Below are 17,643 nucleotides of genomic sequence, written 5' to 3' on the forward strand. Positions count from 1 at the left end.
GACGGCGTGCGTTAGGGGAGGGTTCAGGGGGAGGTCTGCGCCGCACCCGCGGCGGGGAGCAGCGCTCGCACCTCCTCGCTCGCATCGGAGAGGACCACGATGTCCACGCGACGGTTCTCGGCCAGCTCCTCCGGGGTGCTGCCGGCGACCACGGGGCGCGTGTCGCCGAAGCCCACCGACTTCAGGTGCGCGGGCGGCAGACCGGCGGACTCCACCAGGTAGCGCAGCACCTGCGTCGACCGCCCGGCCGAGAGCTCCCAGTTGGTGGGGAACGGCGCGACCGAGCCGCGGGCGTCCGCGTGACCCTCGACCGAGATCTCGTTCGGTGTGGTGACCAGCACGGACCCGAGCGCGTCGAGCACCTGCGTGGCGGCGGGGCTCAGCGCGGTGCTGTTGGTGGTGAAGAAGGTCTCGGCGCTCACGAGCCCGATCGTGAGGCCCCGCTCGTCGATCGTGAACGTCACGTCGGCCTCGAGCCCGCGGTCGGCGAGCACCTGGCGCAGCCGGTCCCGCAGCGCCGACAGCTCGTCGAACTCCTGCTGCGCCGCCGCGACCTCGGTGTCGGCGAAGTCCTCGCCGTTCTCGTCCACCAGCTCCGGCGGCACCACCACACCCGTGGTCGCGTCGATGTCGTCGCTGGGCTCCTGGCCGAATCCGGTGGCGAGCGACGCGCTCAGCGCCTCGAACTTCTCCTGATCCACGGTCGACATCGCGAACAGCACGATGAACATGCACATCAGCACCGTGACCATGTCGAGGTACGACGCCATCCAGCGCTCGTCCGGTCCGCTGTGCTCGGACTCGGTGACGCGGCGGCGTGCGCGCACGCTCATGAGAACAGGTCCTCGGCGTCCTCCGCGGGGGCGGACTGCGGCGTGCTGCGGCGGGAGCGGCCGCCGGACCGGTCGGACACCAGCGCGCCCAGGCGTTCGCGCACGAGCTGCGGCGCGGCACCGGCCTGGATCGCGAGCATGCCCTCCATCAGCACGGTCATGCGCTCCAGCTCGAGCTCGCCGAGCCGCTGCAGGCGTCCGCCGATCGGCAGCCAGATGAAGTTGGCCGACAGCAGGCCCCACAGCGTCGCGACGAATGCGGCGGCAATCATGGGCCCGAGCGTGTCCGGCTTGTCGAGCTTCTCCAGCACGTGCGTGAGCGAGACGACCGTGCCGATGATGCCGACCGTCGGCGCGAAGCCGCCCAGCGTCATGTAGAAGCGCGAGGCCGTGCGGTTGCGGGCCGCGGTGGAGGTGAGCTCGTCCTCCAGCAGCACGCGCAGGTCTTCCGCGTCGGTGCCGTCCGCGATGCTCTGCAGCGCCTGCCGCAGGAACGGGTCCTTCTCCTCGTCGAGGCCCTGCTCGAGCGCCAGCAGCCCCTCCGACCTGGCCTTCTCGGCGTACCCGACGACCGTGTCGATCATGCTCTGCGCCGTACGGCGCTCGCCGCGGAACGCCCGCGGCAGCGACTTCACGGCGTGCAGGGCGTCGCGCAGCGTACCGCTCGCGAGGCCGACGGCGATCGTCGCGCCGAACACGAGCACCATCGGAGCGGGGAGGAGCAGCGAGCCGATGGTCGCGCCCTCGAGGTTGATCATGGCGATCAGGGCCCCGAACGCGAGGACCAGGCCGAGGATGAGCGACGGGTCCATCAGGCCTCCGTCCCGGCGGGGGCGGGCGTCTCGGCGACGGGGGCGGCGTCCGCGGCGGCGAGGGCAGCGGCGGTGGCGAGCACGCCGGCACGGAAGCGGGTGATGCGAGCGATCACGTCGTCCATCGTCTCCGTGACGACGAAGGTCGCGCCGTCGACCATGATCAGCGTCGTGTCGGGCGTGGCCTGCACACGTTCGATCAGGTCGGGGTTCACCGCGAACCGGGTGCGGTTCAGGCGCGTGAGGACGATCATGGGCTCCATCCTGGAAGGCTCGCCCCGTCCGGAGACGGGGAACAGACGGCCCGTCCTGGGCTGTCGGGAGGGACTGTCGGCCGCGCGGGCCGCCGCGTTAGGGCCCGGGGCGAGCGACGCCCCATCCAGCTCCCGACCTGACGCGGGCGCCGTGTCGCAGGCGCCCGGGCGCGGCGGGCGGGGTCAGCATGGAGGGGACCGGACCCGACCGAGCCCGCGCCGAGGCGCGCCTCCACGGGGCAGCCCGGAGAACCAGGAGACGCACCCGTGATGCAGCGCACCCCCGAGACCGCGGCCGAGACGGCAGCGGAGGACTGCGGGTGCGCCCCGTCCCCCGCGGAGCGCGAGTCGCTGTGGCGGGTGAACGTCAGCCGCCGCGGGGCTTTCGGGCTCGGCGCGCTCGGCGTGGTCGCACTCGCCGCGTTCGGCGTGGGGACGGGCGTGTCCGCCGCCTACGCCGCGACCTACCCCAGCTGGGACGACGTGCAGCGGGCCAAGAACAACGAGGCGGCCAAGGCGGCCGAGGTGTCGCGCATCGAGGGTCTGATCCAGTCGCTCACCCGCAAGGTCGCGGAGACGCAGGCCGCGGCGCAGGTCGCGTCCGACGAGTTCTACGCGGCGCAGCAGGCCTACTTCGCGGCGATCACCGAGGCGGACAACCTGCAGGCCGAGGCCGACGAGCAGTCCGCGCTGGCGGAGTCGTCCGCCAAGAAGGCCGGGCAGGTCGCGGCGCAGCTGTACCGCAGCGGCGGGGACGACACCTCGCTGCAGCTGTTCTTCGCCGGTTCGGGCGCGAGCGCCGACGAGCTGCTGTCGCGGCTCGGCACGATGGACAAGTTCCTGCAGTACAACCAGTCGGTGTACGACAACGCCGTCGCGGCGCGCAACGCCGCCCAGTCGCTGAGCGATCAGGCCGCGGTCGCCCGTGACGAGCGCGACCGGCTGCAGCAGGTCGCCGAGCAGAAGATGGAGGCGGCGCAGCAGGCGGCGGAGGCCGCGCAGGCCGCGCTCGACGAGCAGTCCGCGAACCTGGAGACCATGAAGGCGCAGCTCGCGGCCCTCAAGGACACCACGGCCACCACGGTCGCGCAGTACCAGGCGGGTGTCGCGGCGCGCGAGGCCGAGGAGCGGGCGAGGCGCGAGCGCGAGGCGGCTGCGGCGGCGGCCGCGGGCGGCGGCAACGGCGGCGGGGGAGGTCAGGCGGGCTCCGGCGGCTGGGTGCGCCCGCACGGCGGTGCCCGCAGCTCCAGCTACGGCCCCCGCACCTCGATCTGCGGTCCGCGCGGGTGCTCCTCGAGCTTCCACTACGGCGCCGACCTGGCCAACGGCTGCGGTGCCGCGATCTACGCCGCGAACTCCGGCACGGTGGACTACGCCGGAGCGAACGGCAACTACGGCAACTACGTGCGCATCCAGCACGGCGGCGGGGTGAGCACGGGCTACGCGCACATCAAGAACGGCGGCATCATCGTGCGCCGCGGCCAGTGGGTCAACGCGGGCCAGGTCATCGCGTACGCGGGGGACACCGGCCGGTCGTTCGGCTGCCACCTGCACTTCGAGGTGTACATCAACGGCGGCTACACCAACCCGGTGCGCTTCATGGAGGACCGCGGCGTCTACGTCTGACCCCGCCCGAAACCCTCATTAGTGCGCCGCTTGCTGAGCTTTAGGACGGCGAAGGCGGGGTAACGCACCGGTGACGGCCCCGGGTCAGCCGACGGTGACCGGGCGGGTGCCCAGCTGAATCAGCGACGGCGCGGCACAGCAGCCACCACCGCCGGCCTCGGCGTCGAACCCGCCCGAACCGCCGCACACGCCCGTGGCGGGCAGCACCAGCTCGTCGCGCGCGGCCGCCTCGTGGTCGCCCGCGAGGTGGGCGACCACGCTGCGCACCTGCTCGAAGCCGGTCAGTGCGAGGAACGTCGGGGCGCGGCCGTACGACTTGGCGCCCACGATGAACAGGTTCCGCTCCGGCTGCGCGAGCTGACGCGCTCCGGTCGCGGAGACGGAGCCGCACGAGTGGATGTTCGGGTCGATGTCGGCGGCGATGCCCGCGACCGCGTCGAGCGCGGGGTCGAGGGCGATGCGCACCTCGCGCAGGATGCTCGTGTCGGGGCGGAAACCGGTGAGCGCGAACACGTGCTCGACCCCGGCGACCTCGCGGCCGTCCTCCGCCCGCACCGTGAGCGTGTCGCCGTCGGAGGCGAGCTCGGCGACCCGGAAGCCGGTGACGAGCTCGACCGCTCCGGCGTCGACCACCTCGCGGGCGCGGCGGCCCAGGGCGGCGCGCTCGGGAAGGCCGTCGCCGTCGCCGCCGCCGAACGTCGGGGCGGCGGTGCCGCGCCGCAGCAGCCAGGTGACGCGGGTCCCGGGGGCGCGCCGGGCGAGGTCGGCGAGGCGGAGGACCGCGTGGGTCGCGGAGTGCCCGGCACCGACGATCGCGACGTGGCTCCCGGCGAACGCGGACACGTCGTCGGGGATGCGGTACGAGACCCGGTCGGCGGCCGCGGTCTCGCCCACCGCCGGGAACCCGTCGGCACCGGCCGGGTTGGGCTGGCTCCACGTGCCGCTCGCGTCGATGACGGCGCGGGCGAGCAGGCGGCCCTCGACGCCGTGGGCGTCGCGCGTGTGCACGACGAACGGCTGGGCGTCGCGCCCGCTGTCGACGACCCGGTCCCGCCCCTGTCGCGCGACGCCGGTGACGGTGGTCGCATAGTGCACCCGGTCGCCCAGCGCGGCGGCAAGGGGGCTGAGGTAGCGTTCGACCCACTCGGCGCCGGTGGGGTACCCGCTGGTCGGTGCGGCCCATCCGGTCGGCTCGAGGAGGCGGCGCGCGGCCCCGTCGGTCAGCTCGGGCCAGGCGGAGAACAGGCGCACGTGGCCCCATTCCGCCACGGCGGCTCCGGCCGTGTCACCGCGTTCGACGACGATCGCGTCGAGGCCGCGTTCGGTGAGGTGGGCGGCGGCGGCGAGCCCCTGGGGGCCGGCTCCGATGACGACGACGGGCAGTGCGGACATCAGTTCTCCTCGTATCGATGAACGTCAATATGATCACCCTCCGGCATCTATCGAAGAATGTCAATACGTGAGAGACTGAGGGTGTGAGCCTCCCCACCGTGATCGACCAGACCGCGTGCTGCGTGCCGCGCGTCACCTCCGCCCTCACGCCGCAGGACGCCGAGCGCGCCGCGCGCGTGTTCAAGGCCATGGGCGATCCCACCCGCGTGCAGCTGCTGTCGCTCATCGCGGGAAGCCCGGAGGGCGAGGCGTGCATCTGCGACCTCACCGATCCCGTCGGGCTGTCGCAGGCGACCGTCTCGCACCACATGAAGCTGCTCGCCGAGGCGGGGCTCGTCACGCGCGAGCAGCGCGGTCGGTGGGCGTACTTCGCCGTGAACGACACTGTGCTCGGCGCCGCCGCCGACGCGCTCCGCCCCGCCTGACCCCCGGCGTACGGCACCCCCGGCGTACGCGGCACACACGCGAAGGGAGGGCTCCCGCGTCGTGCGGCGAGCCCTCCCGTGTGCGTGATCCGGGTCAGCGCTTGAGGTTCGTCAGCTCCTGCAGCACCTCGTCGCTCGTGGTGATGATGCGGGCGTTCGCCTGGAAGCCGCGCTGCGCCACGATCAGGTTCGTGAACTCCTGCGATAGGTCGACGTTCGACATCTCCAGCGCGCCGCTGATGATGCCGCCCAGCCCCGCGCTCCCGGCCTGGCCGAGCTCGGGCTGACCCGAGTTGCCGCTCGGACGGAACTGCGAGGAGCCGACCTTCTCCAGCCCACCGGGGTTCACGAAGCCCGCGAGCGCGATGCGCGCGAGCACCTGGGTGTCGCCGTTGCTGAACGTGCCGACCAGGCTGCCGTCGTTGGTCAGCGCGTAGGAGGCGAGCGTGCCGGCGGGCTTGCCGTTCTGCTCCTTCAGGGCGAGGTCGCTGACGTCGGCGAAGCCGGTGACGGCGGACAGGTCGACTGTGATGCCGCCCGACACGATGCTGCCCGCGCCGTTCTGCACGCCGTCGGTGAAGGAGAGCGAGGTGGTGGCACCGGCGCCGTCGGCCACGTCCCATCCGGTGGCGGTGCGCGTGAACGTGAGGCGCAGCGTGGAGGCCGTGCCGTCCGCGTCGTAGGTCTTGATGTCGCGCACGAGCTGGTCGCCCACCGCGGCGCCCGAGGGGAGGTTGCCGGTCGCGCGGGCGGTCGTGGTGGCCGCGGCGGGGCTGAGCGCACCCACCGGGAGGGTGATGTCGCCGATGCCCTGGCCGGGCACGATCACGCCGTTCTGCGCGGTCCAGCCCTGCACGAGCGCTCCGCCCGCGCCGACCAGCCGGCCGCTCGCGTCGAACGTGAAACCGCCGTTGCGGGTGTAGAGCGTCTCGCCGCCCGAGCGCACGACGAAGAAGCCGTCGCCCGAGATCATCAGGTCGGTGGGCACGCCGGTGGGCTGGGGCGCGCCACCGGCGAAGTTGGTGCTGATGCCGGCGACCTGCACGCCGAGGCCGACCTGGGCGGGGTTCTGTCCGCCTGCGGCCTGCTGCGGCAGCATCGAGTTGCGCAGCAGCTGCGACAGCGAGTCCTGGAACTGCACGGACGACGCCTTGAAGCCGGTGGTGTTGACGTTGGCGATGTTGTTGCCGGTGACGTCGAGCATGGTCTGGTGCGAGCGGAGTCCGGAGATGCCGGAGAAGAGCGAGCGGAGCATGGGGATGCCTTTCTGGGGAGACGGGGGTCAGGCAGCAGTGCCGGGGGCGAGGGAGACGCCGGAGACGGCGTCGAGGGGGATGGAGGCGTCGCCGATCGTGACGAGCGGGATCGCCCCCTTGTAGGACACCGAGGTGACGATGCCCTTCTTGGTGGTGCCGTCGGCGTCGACGTACTGCGCTTCGCGCCCGATCAGCGCGGCGGCGGTCTGCCGCATGCTGAGCGCGAAGTTCTCGGTGGTGGTGGTCGACAGCGCCGTGAGCTGCTCCATCGAGGCGAGCTGCGTGGTCTGCGAGATCATCTCGTTGGTGTTCATGGGCGAGCTGGGGTCCTGGTTGGTGAGCTGGGTCACCAGCAGCTTGAGGAACACCTCCGAGTCGAGGGTCTTCTTGCGCTCGGACGCCGGGGTGGTGCTGCCCGTCTGCACGCCGGACGTGGGGGTGGTGCCCGGGGGGATCGTGCCGGGGATGGAGTCGACCGTGGTCATGGGGTCCTCTCTGATCAGGCGAAGATGTCGATGCCGCCGAGCGGCGTGGCGGTCGGGACGGGCGGGGGCGGCGGATCCGGGGCGGGCGGGGCGGGGGCGGGGGAACGGTGTGCGGCCTGCCGCTCGGCGCCCGGCCCCGCGCCGCCGTGCTGACCGCTCGCCGTGGCCCCGTGCTGCGGGGAGGGGGAGGAGCCGTCGGAGGCGGCGAGGCTGAGGGTCGCGTGCGGGGCGGCGATCGCGAGGTCGCGGCGGAGATCGACGAGGATGGCGCGCAGGGCGTCCCGTCCGAGCTCGCCGGGGGCCTGCAGCTCGATGCGGATGGCGGGTCCGGCGATGTGGGCGCGCACGGTGATCGGGCCGAGGTTCTCCGGCGACACGGTGAGCGTGATCCGGTGCTCACCGTCGGGGGCCTGCGCGAGCGCGACCACGGGCGTCGCCACCTGCGGGAGCAGGGGAGGCCGGGCCGCGGCCGACGGGGCGACCGGCGGCGTGGCGGCCGGGGCGGTGGCGGCGACCGGGGTGGGTGCCGGGGTGCCGGCGGCGGCGGCGACGGGGTCGACGGCCGGAGGAGCGGGTGCGGCGGCGGGCGCAGGTGCGGGGCTCGGGGCGGTGGCGGTGGTCGGCGTGTCCGCGGCGGTGGCCGCTGCGGGCGCGGAGCCGGGGGCCGACGGCGGGGAGAGGCGCGGGAGGGCGCGGTCGGGACCGGTGTCCGTGTCGGCGGTCGCGCTCGCGGGGGCGGTGGTGCCGGAGGCGGTGGAGGTGAGGACGGTGGCCGTGGAGGCGGTGCCGGTGGCCGTGTCGGGGGCGGTCGTGGCGGCGGTCTCGGTGGTCGGGGTGGCCGGTGTCGCGGCGGGGGAGACGGTGGTGGCGGCGGCGGGCTCGGCAGCGGTGGCGGCGGTCGCGGCGTTGGCGAAGGGCGTCGCCGCGGGTGGCGAACCGGCGGACGACGGGGAGGGACCGGTCGCGGCGGTTGAGCCCGGGGGGAGGGAGTCCTGCTCGGCGGTCGCCACGGTGGCGGCGGCAGCCCCAAGCGATGCGGAGCCGAGCGCGATCGCGGCGGTCGCGGATGTCGCGGAGTCCGAGGCGACCCCGGCCACGACGGCGGCTTCTCCCGCGGCCGCGGCGGGGACAGCGGGGAGGGGGGTCGCGACGGGTCCCGCGGGGACGGCGGGCACGACCGCAGCCGCGGTCGCGACGGCGGCCTCGGTGCCCGGGCCCTGCGCGTCGGTGCCCGGTTCCGCCCCCGGCGAGACGGCGGCCTCCCCGGCCTCGGGCGCCCCGAGACGGGAGGGCGTGGTCTCGCGCACCGCATCCCGCACGGCATCCGCGAACGCGGCGGCTCCGGGCGACGGGGTCTTTCCGGGCGACGGGGTCGGGCGGACGGGCCGGGCGTCGAGCGCGGTGAGGAGGTCGACGGGGGTCATGCGGGTCCCTCCAGCGGCGGGCGACCGGCGATCTCGTCGAGCTCGGCCTGCTCGGCGTGCAGGTCGGCGGCGCGGAGCTCGGCCGCGTGGGTGCCGGCCAGCCGCTCCAGGCCGCGCAGCGTGCGGCGCGCGTCCGCGTGCTCGGCCCGCGCCTCGGCGACGGTCTCCTCCTGCAGCTCCGACAGCGTCCGGAGGTCGGCGAGCATGGCACGCCCTGCCACGCGGGCGGCGGCGAGCGCGGCGAGCGAGCGGACGTCGACGGCCTCGGTGTCGGCGGCGGACAGGTGCGCACGCAGGGCCCGGTCGCGCGCCTCGGTGTGCTGCGCGTCGATCACCGCCCGGGAGAGACGTTGCGCCGCCGCGCGCTCCTGGATCTCCCGCACGCGCAGCAGCCCGGCCAGCGAGAACGAACGACTCATGCGACCCCCTCGAAGGCGCCGACCAGGGCGTCCAGCCGGCGCCATGACTCCTCGATGTCGCTGGTCTCGTCGAGCGACTGCGTGAGGAAGGCCGAGATCGCCCGCTCGTGCGCGATGGCCGCGTCGATGCGCGGGTCGGCGCCCGCGTGGTACGCGCCGATGTCGATCAGGTCGGTCGCGCGGCGGCGGGCGGCCAGCACGGCCCGCAGGGTGGCGGCATGCCGGCGGCGTTCGGCCTCGGTGATCTTGCCCGCCACGCGCGACACCGAACCGAGCACGTCGATCGCGGGGTGGTGGCCCGACAGGGCCAGAGCGCGGTCGAGCACCACGTGGCCGTCGAGGATCGAGCGGACGGCGTCGGCGATCGGCTCGTTGTGGTCGTCGCCGTCGACCAGCACGGTGTAGATGCCGGTGATGGAGCCGACGCGGTCGGTGCCGGCACGCTCGAGCAGCCCGGCGAGCACCGAGAACGTGGAGGGCGGGTAGCCGCGCGTGGCCGGGGGCTCCCCGGCCGAGAGGCCGATCTCGCGCTGCGCCATCGCCACGCGCGTGAGCGAGTCCATCATGAGGATCGCGTGGGCGCCGTCGTCGCGGAACGCCTCGGCGATGCGCGTGGCCGTGAAGGCCGCCCGGATGCGGGCCATCGCGGGCTGGTCCGAGGTGGACACCACCACGACGGAGCGGGCGAGCCCCTCGGGTCCGAGGTCGTCCTCGATGAACTCGCGCACCTCGCGGCCGCGCTCGCCGACCAGCGCGATCACGGTGACCTCGGCCTCGGTGCCGCGCGCGATCATCGACAGCAGCGACGATTTGCCCACCCCGGAGCCCGCGAACAGGCCGACGCGCTGGCCGCGGCCGACGCTCACGAGGGTGTCCAGGGCCCGCACGCCCAACGGGAGCGGGGTGGTGATGCGGTCGCGCTCCATGAGGGAGGGCGTCGCGTGGTCGAGGCTCACGGTGGGGGCGCCGAGCGGCCCCTTGCCGTCGATGGGGCGACCGAGCCCGTCGAGGATCCGTCCGAGGAGGGCTCGCCCCGTGGGCACCCGCACCGGACCCCCGCTGCCGCGCACCGGGGCGCCGACCGTGAGCCCGGCGACCGGGGCGAGGGGCATGCACCGCAGCCCGTCCTCGCCCGTGGCCACGACCTCCGCGTCGATGCCGTCGAGCGTCACGACGTCTCCGACGGCGCCGTCGAGTCCGCGCACGTGCACGCTGAGCCCGCGCACCCTGGTCACCTCGCCGATGCGCTCGGGGCGCACGGCCTCGCGCACGGCGGCCCAGGCGCTCATGTCACGCTCCCGTCCAGCACGCGGCGGGCACGGTCGAGGGCGGCCGACACGCGGGCGTCGATCACCCCGTGCTCCGGCACCGCGACGGCGTCACCGCGGTCGAGGGTGGCATCGGCGACGAGGGTGAAGCCGTGTCCGGTCGCGGCGGGGTCGTGCTCCAGCACGCGCAGGTCGTCGGGGTGCACGCGCACGGTGCGGGCGCCGGCGGCCTCCGGAACCGCGAGCACGCGGCGCAGGGCGGCGGCCGCGGCGGCGCCGGGGTCGCTGAGCTCGGCGGCGAGGATCAGCTCGGCCAGCTCGATCGCGTGGCGCAGCACCTGCTCGTGCGCGACGGCGGCGAGCTCCTGCTCGCGGGCGGTGAGGGAGGCGGCGGCCGCGTGGAGGGCGGCGACCGCGGTGGCCGTCTCGTGCGCACGGGCCGCCTCGCGCCGCGTCCGGTTCTCTTCGGCCGCCCTGGCCTCGGCCTCGGCCTGCGCTGCTCCCGCGCGGTAGCCCTCCGCGTGCCCCTCCGCGTAGCCGCGACGGCGAGCGCGCTCCTGCTCGGCGCGGTGGTCGGGGCCGCCGAGCCGCGGGAAGGCCGCGGGGGCGAACGCGTCAGTAGACATATTCGTCCTCGTCGGCGCGCTGCACCGTGATGTCGCCCGCGGCCTCCAGCTCGCGGATCGTGCGGACGATCTCGGCGCGTGCCTCCTCGACCTGCGACATGCGCACGGGCCCGAGCGTGCGGGCCTCCTCGTCGAGGTTCTCCCGGTTGCGCTCCGAGACGTTGCGGCGGATCAGGTCGACGATGGGCTGCGGGGCGCCCTTGAGCGCCAGGGCGAGCGAGCGGATGTCCATGCCGCGCAGCACGCGCTGGGTATCGCGGTCGTCGAGCTTGACGATGTCGACGAACGTGAACATGCGCGAGCGGATGTCCTCCGCGAGCGCGCTGTCGCGGTCTTCGATGCTCGCCAGCAGCGCCTTCTCGATCGTGGCCCCCGAGCGGCCGATGATCTCCACGAGCGGTTCGACGCCGCCCAGCACCTCCGGGGCGTCGCGCGAGGCGAAGCTGCCGGTGCGGGACTTGAGGGCGTCGGCGACGATCGCGATCGCCTCCTGCGACGCGGTGCCCATGGTCGCGATGGCCTGGGCCACGTCGGTGCGTGCCGGGTCGGGGAACGCCGCGAGCACCGCGGCGGCCTGATCCGCGGAGAGGTGGGCGAGCACGAGCGCGACGGTCTGCGGCAGCTCGCCGTCGAGCAGCGTGGCCAGTTGCGCGGGGTCGGCCGAGGCGAGGAACTCGAACGAGGCGCTCATCGACGTGGAGCCCACGCGGCCCAGCACGGCGGCGGCGCGCTCGGCCCCGAACGAGGCCTCCAGGAGTCCGGCCGCGATGTCGCGTCCGCCGCGCGCGGGCGGCAGGTGGCCGGCGGCGATGCGGTGGAACTGTCCCAGCGCCTGTGCCGTGGTGGCCGCGTCGAGGTCCTGCAGTCCGATGATCTCGGCGGCGACCGCCTCCGCCTCGGCCTCGGACAGGTGCTTCATGACCTCGACCGCCTGGGCGCGGTCGAGGTTCATCAGCACCACGGCGGCGGTCTGCCGGTCGGTCAGCCCGGTCACGCGTGCGACCGATCGTCGATGAGGGTGCGCAGCAGTTCGGCCGTGCGCTGCGGGTCCTGGCGGGTGAGGGCGCCGATCTCGGCCCGGCGGCGCTCGAGGCTGACCTGCGCGGGCTCGGGCTCCGGGTCGGGCTCGGGGTCGAGGTCGGGTGCGGGCTCCAGGAACGCGAGCGGCGTGGTGGGTGCCTCCAGCGCGGCGGTGGGGGCCTCGGCGGAGAGGGCGGACAGCGCGGGCGGGCGCTCGCCGAACAGCTGGTCGAACTCCTCCACGCGGCCGGCCTTGCGGCGCGCGCGGATGATGTACGCGGCGATCGCGGCGATCAGGGGGATCGCGATGGCCGCGGCGATGATGATCGTGTTGAGCAGCGCGGCCTGCCGTTCCGCGTTCTCGGCGTCCTTCGCCGCCTGCAGCGCGGCCTGGGCGGACTCGGCGTCGGTCTTGCTGAACGCGACCAGCTCGACCGTGAGGTCGTCGCCGCGGGAGCGGTCGATGCCGGCGGCGGTGGCCACGAGGTCGCTGAGCTGCGCGGAGCTGAGGTCGCCGCCCGCACCCGCGTCGACCGCGACGGACACCGACTGGCGCAGCAGCGTGCCCGCCGGGGTCGAGGTGCTCTCGGTGGCCTTGTTGACCGCGTTGGTGCGGCTCTCCTCGGTGGCGGTGTAGGTGCCGTCGCCGTTGCCGTTGGGCACCGCGATGTTGTCGGGGCCGAGCACGCCCGCCTCGGACGTGGAGCCGTTGCTGTTCTGCTCGCGGACCTCCTCGGTCAGCGGCGGGGCGCCCTCGGCGGGGGTGTAGGTCTCCTCGATGCGCTCGTTCACGGAACGGTCGATCTCGGCGACGACCGTGACGGTGGCGTTGCCCGGCCCGACCACGGTGTCGAGCATCTGCTGCACGCTCGCGGTCACGCGCGCCTCGTAGTCGCCCGCCTGCTGGTCGAGGCCGCCCGTGGCTCCCACGCCGACGGCCGACAGCGTGCGCCCGGTCTGGTCGACCACCGCGACGTTCTCCGGCTTCATGCCGCTGACCGCCGCGGAGGTGAGGTGCACGATCGCCTCGACCTGCTTCTGGTCGAGCGTGCTGTTCCCCGCGGTCTCCACGAACACGGAGGCGGTCGCGTCGACGGTCTCCGACACGAACACGCTCTCCTCGGGGATGGCCAGCTGCACGGATGCGGCGGAGACGCCGTCGATCGCGGAGATGGTGGCGGCGAGCTCGCCCTCGATCGCGCGCTTGTAGGTGACGGACTGCTGGAACTCGGAGGTCGTGACGCCCATGTCGTCGAGCAGCGAGTACCCGGCGCTGTTGGCGCTGGGCAGCCCGGCGGACGCGGCCGCGAGGCGCTGGTCGTACACGTCCTTCTCCGGCACGAGCACGGTGGCCCCGCCGTCGGCGAGCTCGTAGGGCACGGACGCGGAGCGCAGCTGCTCGACCACGGCGTTGGCGTCGCTCGCGCTCAGTCCGGAGAACAGCGGGGTGTAGGTGGGGCGGCTGAGCCAGCTCGACAGGGCGATGATGCCGAGGGCGAGCACGGCGACACCGATGATGGCGATGGTGCGCTGGGCGAGCGAGAACCCCGCGATGACACGGCGGATGCGCTGGAACGCGCCGGCGACGGCCGGGGGCATCAGGCCTGCATCCGCATGATCTCGTTGAACGCGTCGACGCCCTTGTTGCGGACGGCGGCGACGAGTTCGAGGGTGACGGCGGCGCGCGACGACGCGATCATGGCCGCGTGGATGTCGTCGAGGTCGCCCGTGACGGCGGCGACCTTGAGCGCGTCGGAGTCGGACTGCAGCGCGCGCAGCTCGTCGATCGCGCCCGTGATGCTCGTGCCGAACGCGGAGCCGTCCGTGGTCTTCGCGCCGGTGACGGGCGACGTCGTGAGGCCGAGGGAGGAGGCGACGGCCTCGATGCCGGAGATCGCGCTCATGCGTTGCGTCCGATCTGCAGTGCCGACTCGTAGGTCGTGCGGGCGCGGTCGACGATGCCTGCGCTGGCCTGGTAGCCGCGCTGGGCGAGGATCAGCTGGCTCATCTGGTCGCCGAGGTCGATGTCGGGGTAGCGCACGTAGCCGGCGGCGTCGGCGAGCGGGTGGTCGGGCTGGTGCACGAGGCGGCCTTCCGCGCTGCCCTGCACGGTGCCGGCGACGTAGACGCCGGGCGACTGGGCGCTGGTCTGCGCCAGGATGTAGCGCGCACGGAACGCGGCGCCGTCGGTCGAGGTGACCGTGTTGATGTTGGAGATGTTGTCGCTGATGGCGTCGAGCCACTTGCGGTGCACGGTCAGGCCGGTGCCGGCGATGCCGATCGCGTCGAAGGTCATGAGGTCCTCATCGCGGTGCGCATCGACGAGAACGACCCGTTCACGGCCTGCGTCGCGAACTGGTAGCGCAGCATCGTGTCGATGCTGGAGAGCGTCTCGGTATCGAGGTTGACGTTGTTGCCGTTCAGCCGGGTGGGCTCGAGCGACGTGCCGACCGTGGCGGACGCGCGTCCGTCGCCGCGGGCGATCGAGTCGGCGAGGGCCTCCTCGAACTTCACGCGCTTGGCGTGGTAGTCGGGGGTGTTGATGTTGGCGATGTTGTCGGCGATGGCCCGCTGGCGCAGCGAGAGCCCATCGAGCGCACTCGTGAGTGCGGTGATGGTGACAGAGTCGAACACGAACCGGCTCCCCGTGTGTGGTGGAAATGGCCGATCCCTGGCCGAGTCTTGCGAGCCATCCGTGCTCACGGTGCACTGTCGGCCGGTGTGACCGGTTCGTTAGGCGTCCGTCAGCCGTCCACGTCGAGGTAGGCAGGCGCGTCGGGTTCGCGCGGGGCCGGCACCCGGTTCACGGCGCCGAGGTGCTGGCGGAGCCCGTCGCGCTCGCCGCGGACGCGCTCCATGGCGGCGCGCTGCCGGTCGATCAGGCGGCGGGCGCGTTCGGCGAGGTGCGGGGGCAGCGGCGTGGCCGGCGGCGTCCACGGCGGCAGCTGGTGCGCGTCGAGAGTGCCGTCCGGGGCGGCGAGGATGCGCTCGGCGTCCTCTTCCATCCGGTCGAGCAGCTCGTCCCACTCCGCGCTCACGCGCGGTTCTCCGCGAGCGACCGCGAGGCCTCGTGCCACGCGTCGCGCAGGGGGGCGACGATGCCGCGGCAGGCGTGGGTGCGCTCGGGGTCGCGGCCGATGTTGGCGCCGATGAGCGTCTGGCTGAGGAAGACGTAGATCGAGCGGAGCCCGGCGCTGCCGTTCCAGTCGTCGGTGAGCGATGAGGTCAGCTCGGCGACGATGGCCTGCGCGTGCTGCAGCTGCACGTTCGCCTCGGCCCAGTCGCCCGCGCGCTGGGCGGTCTCCCCGCGTTCGATGTCGAGCAGCAGGCGGTCGTACAGCATCGTGACGAGGCGCTCCGGCGGGGCGGACAGGATGGCGTCCTCGCGGTAGCGCTGCTGGGCGCGCAGGGCGGCGTTCATGCTCACGATCCCGATCCCGAGCGGCTGCTGGGCAGGGCGCTGATCTGCGAGGCGAGGTACGACGACTGCGACTGCATCTCCGACAGCATCACCTCGAGCCGGGCGTAGGTGCGCTCGAGCGACGCCTTGCGCTGCGCGAGTCGCACGTCCCACCGTTCCATCTGCTCGCCGAGGCTCTTGACCTCGCTCTCCTGTCCGGTGATGCGGGAGGTGAGCAGCCCGTCGTACTTGTCGGAGAACGAGGTGGCGGTCTCCTCGATGCGCGCGGCGACCGCGGAGAACAGGGAGCCGACCGCGTCGGGGTCCTTCGCGAGCGCCTCGGCGAACTTCTCCTCGTCGAACGTGAGCTTGCCGTACATGTCGGTCGAGATGCCGATGCTCGACGGGGAGACCCCGTTCACGGGGTGCTGCACGGCGTCGGCGAGCGCGGTGCGCATGCCGCGGATGGTGCTGTCGCCGGTGAAGACGCCGAGGGTGGTCTTGCCGCCCTGGGTGGAGGCGACGGTGGCCTTGGAGCCGTTGTCGATGCGCGTGAAGATGTCGGTGAGGAGGGCGATGAACTCCCCGGAGGCCTTGGTGCGCGCCTCGGTGTCGACCGCGACCGACAGGGTGACGGGGGTCGTGGAGGCGGCGGACACGGTCACGTCGACACCGGGGAACAGGTCGGTGAAGGTGTTGTTCGCGGAGGTGAGCACCTGCTCGGCGCCGGTCCCGGCCCACAGGCGCACCTGCGCGTCGGTGCCGGTGGCGATCACGGCGGCCCCGGTCTCGGTGGCGAGGTCGGTCGCCGTCCCGTTCTGCACGGAGGCGAGGTCTCCGCGGTAGACGCGGAAGCGGCCGGCCTCGCCGGACTCCTCGGCGCGCAGCTGCAGGCGGAAGAGCGCGTTGCCGTCGGCGTCGCGCCCGGCGGGGACCGCGGTGGCCACGATGCCGGTGTCGGCGTCGTTGATGGCCTGGGCGATGTCCTGCATCGAGGTGGTGTCGGCCTGCACCTGCACGCGTTCGCCCGCCGCGTTCTCGAGCGTGAGCACGGGCGGGTCGGCGGGCCAGGCGCGTGCGGCGGCGGAGACGACGGTGTGGGTCTGGGCGACGCGGTCGACGACGACGTCGGTGGTGAGCGGGGCGGCTCCCGCGCGCAGGGCGATCTTGACCGATTCGGACGACGAGGTCCCGGTGAACCGGTCGAGCCCGCCGGGGGCGGCGGCCTTCTCCGCGGCGCTGGCGAGGTTCTGCACCGCGGTGTTGAGGGTGCGCAGCTGCGCCATGATCGCGTTCTTGTCGTCGATCTTGGCCTTGAGCAGCGTGCGCGGGATCGCGTGCACGTCCATGAGCGCCTTGATGACCTCGGTGGTCTTCAGGCCGGACACGAGGCCGTCGAGCGAGAGCGACATGCGCGTTCCCTTCCGTGTGGTGCAGGGTCCGGGTGACGGACGACGCCGTCACCCGGACCCCTGGTGCGATTCAGTGCTGCGGTGCGGATCAGCGCAGCAGCTGGAGCACGCCCTGGTTGGCCTGGTTGGCCTGCGCGAGCATCGCGGTACCCGCCTGCGACAGGATGTTCGCCGACGTGAACTTGACCATCTCGGACGCCATGTCGGTGTCGCGGATGCGGCTCTCGGCGGCGGCGAGGTTCTCGGCCGACACGTTGAGGCTGTTGATGGTCGACTCGAAGCGGTTCTGCAGCGCACCGTAGCCGGCACGTGCGGTCGAGACCGCCTGGATCTGCGTGTCGATGCCTGCCAGAGCGGCACCGTACGTCGCGGCGTCCGTCATGGTCGCCGCGAGCGTCTTGATGTCCGCACCGAGGGTGTCGAAGTCGGTCAGGGCGACCGAGATCTGGTCCTCGGCGGCGACCGCGCCCGCACCCACCTGGAACGTCAGCGTCGTGCCGCCCGAGAGCAGCTTGATGCCGTTGAAGTTCGTGCTGTCGGCGATCCGGGTGAGCTCGTCACCGAGGGTGTTGATCTCCTTCTGGATCGCGTCGCGCGACTTCGCGTTGTTCGAGTCGTTCGCACCCTGAGCGGTCAGGTCGCGAACGCGCTGCAGGATGGAGTGGACCTCGGTCAGGGCGCCTTCCGCGGTCTGGATGACCGAGATGCCGTCCTGAGCGTTGCGGGCCGCGACGTTCAGGCCGTTGACCTGCGAACGCAGGCCCTCGGAGATCGCGAGGCCGGCGGCGTCGTCCGCTGCACGGTTGATGCGCAGACCGCTCGAGAGCTTCTCGAGCGACTTCGACAGGTCGTTCTGCGTGCTGGACAGGTTGCGGTAGGCGTTGAGCGCCGACACGTTGGTGTTGATCTGCATACCCATGAGGGTTTCCTCCGTGATTGATGTACAGGGGACCGTCCGTGGTCTCCTGCACTCACCTATCGGCGGGGGAGG

General features: G+C 73.3%; 21 protein-coding genes. 2 read left to right on the forward strand and 19 right to left on the reverse strand.

All coding sequences use genetic code 11. The annotated features are described in order from the left end of the window. Nucleotides 1–23 precede the first annotated feature (23 nt). Genes KE274_RS04155 through KE274_RS04165 form a run of 3 tightly spaced genes read right to left on the reverse strand, consistent with a single transcriptional unit; the run spans nt 24 to nt 1,899 of the window. The gene (locus KE274_RS04155; RefSeq protein WP_211541382.1) at nt 24–833 is read right to left on the reverse strand and encodes an OmpA/MotB family protein; all 810 of its coding nucleotides are present in this window, start codon (nt 831–833) and stop codon (nt 24–26) included. Continuing rightward, entirely contained in the window at nt 830–1,645 is an 816-nt protein-coding gene (locus KE274_RS04160) for a motility protein A (protein ID WP_211541383.1), read from the reverse strand. Before KE274_RS04160 ends, KE274_RS04155 begins: the two co-directional genes overlap by 4 nt. Beyond that, nucleotides 1,645–1,899, reverse strand: coding sequence for a flagellar FlbD family protein (locus tag KE274_RS04165; RefSeq protein ID WP_211541384.1), 255 nt, complete (start codon nt 1,897–1,899; stop codon nt 1,645–1,647). Before KE274_RS04165 ends, KE274_RS04160 begins: the two co-directional genes overlap by 1 nt. A gap of 270 nt (nt 1,900–2,169) precedes the next feature. On the opposite strand from KE274_RS04165, the gene KE274_RS04170 reads away from it, so the two are divergent. Continuing rightward, nucleotides 2,170–3,525: a M23 family metallopeptidase gene (locus KE274_RS04170; RefSeq protein ID WP_211541691.1), complete on the forward strand. Its 1,356-nt coding sequence runs from the start codon at nt 2,170–2,172 to the stop codon at nt 3,523–3,525. 84 nt (nt 3,526–3,609) lie between these two features. On the opposite strand, the gene KE274_RS04175 is transcribed toward KE274_RS04170, so the two are convergent. Continuing rightward, nucleotides 3,610–4,917: an FAD-dependent oxidoreductase gene (locus tag KE274_RS04175; protein ID WP_211541385.1), complete on the reverse strand. Its 1,308-nt coding sequence runs from the start codon at nt 4,915–4,917 to the stop codon at nt 3,610–3,612. A gap of 83 nt (nt 4,918–5,000) precedes the next feature. On the opposite strand from KE274_RS04175, the gene KE274_RS04180 reads away from it, so the two are divergent. Then, complete coding sequence (locus KE274_RS04180) at nt 5,001–5,342, forward strand: ArsR/SmtB family transcription factor (protein ID WP_211541386.1); 342 nt, start codon at nt 5,001–5,003, stop codon at nt 5,340–5,342. Between the two features lie 94 nt (nt 5,343–5,436). Here the strand turns inward: KE274_RS04180 and KE274_RS04185 are convergent, their stop codons facing one another. From KE274_RS04185 to KE274_RS04255, 15 genes are all read right to left on the reverse strand, one after another. After that, nucleotides 5,437–6,597, reverse strand: a complete 1,161-nt coding sequence (locus tag KE274_RS04185) for a flagellar hook protein FlgE (RefSeq protein ID WP_211541387.1) — start codon at nt 6,595–6,597, stop codon at nt 5,437–5,439. 27 nt (nt 6,598–6,624) lie between these two features. Next, a complete protein-coding gene (locus KE274_RS04190) occupies nt 6,625–7,083 on the reverse strand; it encodes a flagellar hook capping FlgD N-terminal domain-containing protein (RefSeq protein WP_211541388.1) in 459 nt (152 codons plus the stop codon). Nucleotides 7,084–7,097: 14 nt separating this feature from the next. After that, complete coding sequence (locus KE274_RS04195) at nt 7,098–8,507, reverse strand: hypothetical protein (RefSeq protein ID WP_211541389.1); 1,410 nt, start codon at nt 8,505–8,507, stop codon at nt 7,098–7,100. Then, nucleotides 8,504–8,926, reverse strand: a complete 423-nt coding sequence (locus KE274_RS04200; RefSeq protein WP_211541390.1) for a hypothetical protein — start codon at nt 8,924–8,926, stop codon at nt 8,504–8,506. Before KE274_RS04200 ends, KE274_RS04195 begins: the two co-directional genes overlap by 4 nt. Beyond that, entirely contained in the window at nt 8,923–10,215 is a 1,293-nt protein-coding gene (locus KE274_RS04205; RefSeq protein WP_211541391.1) for a FliI/YscN family ATPase, read from the reverse strand. Before KE274_RS04205 ends, KE274_RS04200 begins: the two co-directional genes overlap by 4 nt. Then, the gene (locus KE274_RS04210) at nt 10,212–10,820 is read right to left on the reverse strand and encodes a FliH/SctL family protein (RefSeq protein ID WP_211541392.1); all 609 of its coding nucleotides are present in this window, start codon (nt 10,818–10,820) and stop codon (nt 10,212–10,214) included. Before KE274_RS04210 ends, KE274_RS04205 begins: the two co-directional genes overlap by 4 nt. After that, nucleotides 10,810–11,814 carry a flagellar motor switch protein FliG gene (gene fliG / locus KE274_RS04215; protein ID WP_211541393.1) on the reverse strand — a complete coding sequence of 335 codons (1,005 nt, stop codon included), beginning with the start codon at nt 11,812–11,814 and terminating at the stop codon, nt 10,810–10,812. Before fliG ends, KE274_RS04210 begins: the two co-directional genes overlap by 11 nt. Further along, nucleotides 11,811–13,439 (reverse strand): flagellar basal-body MS-ring/collar protein FliF, encoded by a 1,629-nt coding sequence (gene fliF, locus KE274_RS04220; RefSeq protein ID WP_211541394.1) that lies wholly within the window; start codon nt 13,437–13,439, stop codon nt 11,811–11,813. Before fliF ends, fliG begins: the two co-directional genes overlap by 4 nt. After that, nucleotides 13,439–13,744, reverse strand: a complete 306-nt coding sequence (gene fliE, locus KE274_RS04225) for a flagellar hook-basal body complex protein FliE (protein ID WP_211541395.1) — start codon at nt 13,742–13,744, stop codon at nt 13,439–13,441. Before fliE ends, fliF begins: the two co-directional genes overlap by 1 nt. Beyond that, nucleotides 13,741–14,136, reverse strand: a complete 396-nt coding sequence (locus KE274_RS04230; RefSeq protein ID WP_211541396.1) for a flagellar basal body rod protein FlgC — start codon at nt 14,134–14,136, stop codon at nt 13,741–13,743. The genes fliE and KE274_RS04230 overlap by 4 nt, the downstream gene beginning before the upstream one ends. Next, nucleotides 14,133–14,474 (reverse strand): flagellar basal body rod protein FlgB, encoded by a 342-nt coding sequence (locus KE274_RS04235; protein WP_211541397.1) that lies wholly within the window; start codon nt 14,472–14,474, stop codon nt 14,133–14,135. The genes KE274_RS04230 and KE274_RS04235 overlap by 4 nt, the downstream gene beginning before the upstream one ends. A gap of 110 nt (nt 14,475–14,584) precedes the next feature. Continuing rightward, nucleotides 14,585–14,878: a hypothetical protein gene (locus tag KE274_RS04240; protein WP_307872144.1), complete on the reverse strand. Its 294-nt coding sequence runs from the start codon at nt 14,876–14,878 to the stop codon at nt 14,585–14,587. After that, nucleotides 14,875–15,261, reverse strand: coding sequence for a flagellar export chaperone FliS (gene fliS / locus KE274_RS04245; protein WP_211541693.1), 387 nt, complete (start codon nt 15,259–15,261; stop codon nt 14,875–14,877). Before fliS ends, KE274_RS04240 begins: the two co-directional genes overlap by 4 nt. 2 nt (nt 15,262–15,263) lie before the next feature. Beyond that, the gene (gene fliD / locus KE274_RS04250) at nt 15,264–16,652 is read right to left on the reverse strand and encodes a flagellar filament capping protein FliD (RefSeq protein WP_211541398.1); all 1,389 of its coding nucleotides are present in this window, start codon (nt 16,650–16,652) and stop codon (nt 15,264–15,266) included. 88 nt (nt 16,653–16,740) lie between these two features. Continuing rightward, nucleotides 16,741–17,571: a flagellin N-terminal helical domain-containing protein gene (locus KE274_RS04255; protein ID WP_211541399.1), complete on the reverse strand. Its 831-nt coding sequence runs from the start codon at nt 17,569–17,571 to the stop codon at nt 16,741–16,743. Nucleotides 17,572–17,643 lie beyond the last annotated feature (72 nt).

Source organism: Microbacterium paraoxydans (assembly GCF_018224615.1).
Taxonomy (GTDB): Bacteria; Actinomycetota; Actinomycetes; order Actinomycetales; family Microbacteriaceae; genus Microbacterium; species Microbacterium paraoxydans_B.

Bases quoted from the DNA above. Each gene is read 5' to 3' on its own strand.
- KE274_RS04155 (WP_211541382.1), bottom strand. From the start codon at position 833: ATGAGCGTGCGCGCACGCCGCCGCGTCACCGAGTCCGAGCACAGCGGA.
- KE274_RS04160 (WP_211541383.1), bottom strand. From the start codon at position 1,645: ATGGACCCGTCGCTCATCCTCGGCCTGGTCCTCGCGTTCGGGGCCCTG.
- KE274_RS04165 (WP_211541384.1), bottom strand. From the start codon at position 1,899: ATGATCGTCCTCACGCGCCTGAACCGCACCCGGTTCGCGGTGAACCCC.
- KE274_RS04170 (WP_211541691.1), top strand. From the start codon at position 2,170: ATGCAGCGCACCCCCGAGACCGCGGCCGAGACGGCAGCGGAGGACTGC.
- KE274_RS04175 (WP_211541385.1), bottom strand. From the start codon at position 4,917: ATGTCCGCACTGCCCGTCGTCGTCATCGGAGCCGGCCCCCAGGGGCTC.
- KE274_RS04185 (WP_211541387.1), bottom strand. From the start codon at position 6,597: ATGCTCCGCTCGCTCTTCTCCGGCATCTCCGGACTCCGCTCGCACCAG.
- KE274_RS04190 (WP_211541388.1), bottom strand. From the start codon at position 7,083: ATGACCACGGTCGACTCCATCCCCGGCACGATCCCCCCGGGCACCACC.
- KE274_RS04195 (WP_211541389.1), bottom strand. From the start codon at position 8,507: ATGACCCCCGTCGACCTCCTCACCGCGCTCGACGCCCGGCCCGTCCGC.
- KE274_RS04200 (WP_211541390.1), bottom strand. From the start codon at position 8,926: ATGAGTCGTTCGTTCTCGCTGGCCGGGCTGCTGCGCGTGCGGGAGATC.
- KE274_RS04205 (WP_211541391.1), bottom strand. From the start codon at position 10,215: ATGAGCGCCTGGGCCGCCGTGCGCGAGGCCGTGCGCCCCGAGCGCATC.
- KE274_RS04210 (WP_211541392.1), bottom strand. From the start codon at position 10,820: ATGTCTACTGACGCGTTCGCCCCCGCGGCCTTCCCGCGGCTCGGCGGC.
- fliF (WP_211541394.1), bottom strand. From the start codon at position 13,439: ATGCCCCCGGCCGTCGCCGGCGCGTTCCAGCGCATCCGCCGTGTCATC.
- fliE (WP_211541395.1), bottom strand. From the start codon at position 13,744: ATGAGCGCGATCTCCGGCATCGAGGCCGTCGCCTCCTCCCTCGGCCTC.
- KE274_RS04230 (WP_211541396.1), bottom strand. From the start codon at position 14,136: ATGACCTTCGACGCGATCGGCATCGCCGGCACCGGCCTGACCGTGCAC.
- fliS (WP_211541693.1), bottom strand. From the start codon at position 15,261: ATGAACGCCGCCCTGCGCGCCCAGCAGCGCTACCGCGAGGACGCCATC.
- fliD (WP_211541398.1), bottom strand. From the start codon at position 16,652: ATGTCGCTCTCGCTCGACGGCCTCGTGTCCGGCCTGAAGACCACCGAG.
- KE274_RS04255 (WP_211541399.1), bottom strand. From the start codon at position 17,571: ATGGGTATGCAGATCAACACCAACGTGTCGGCGCTCAACGCCTACCGC.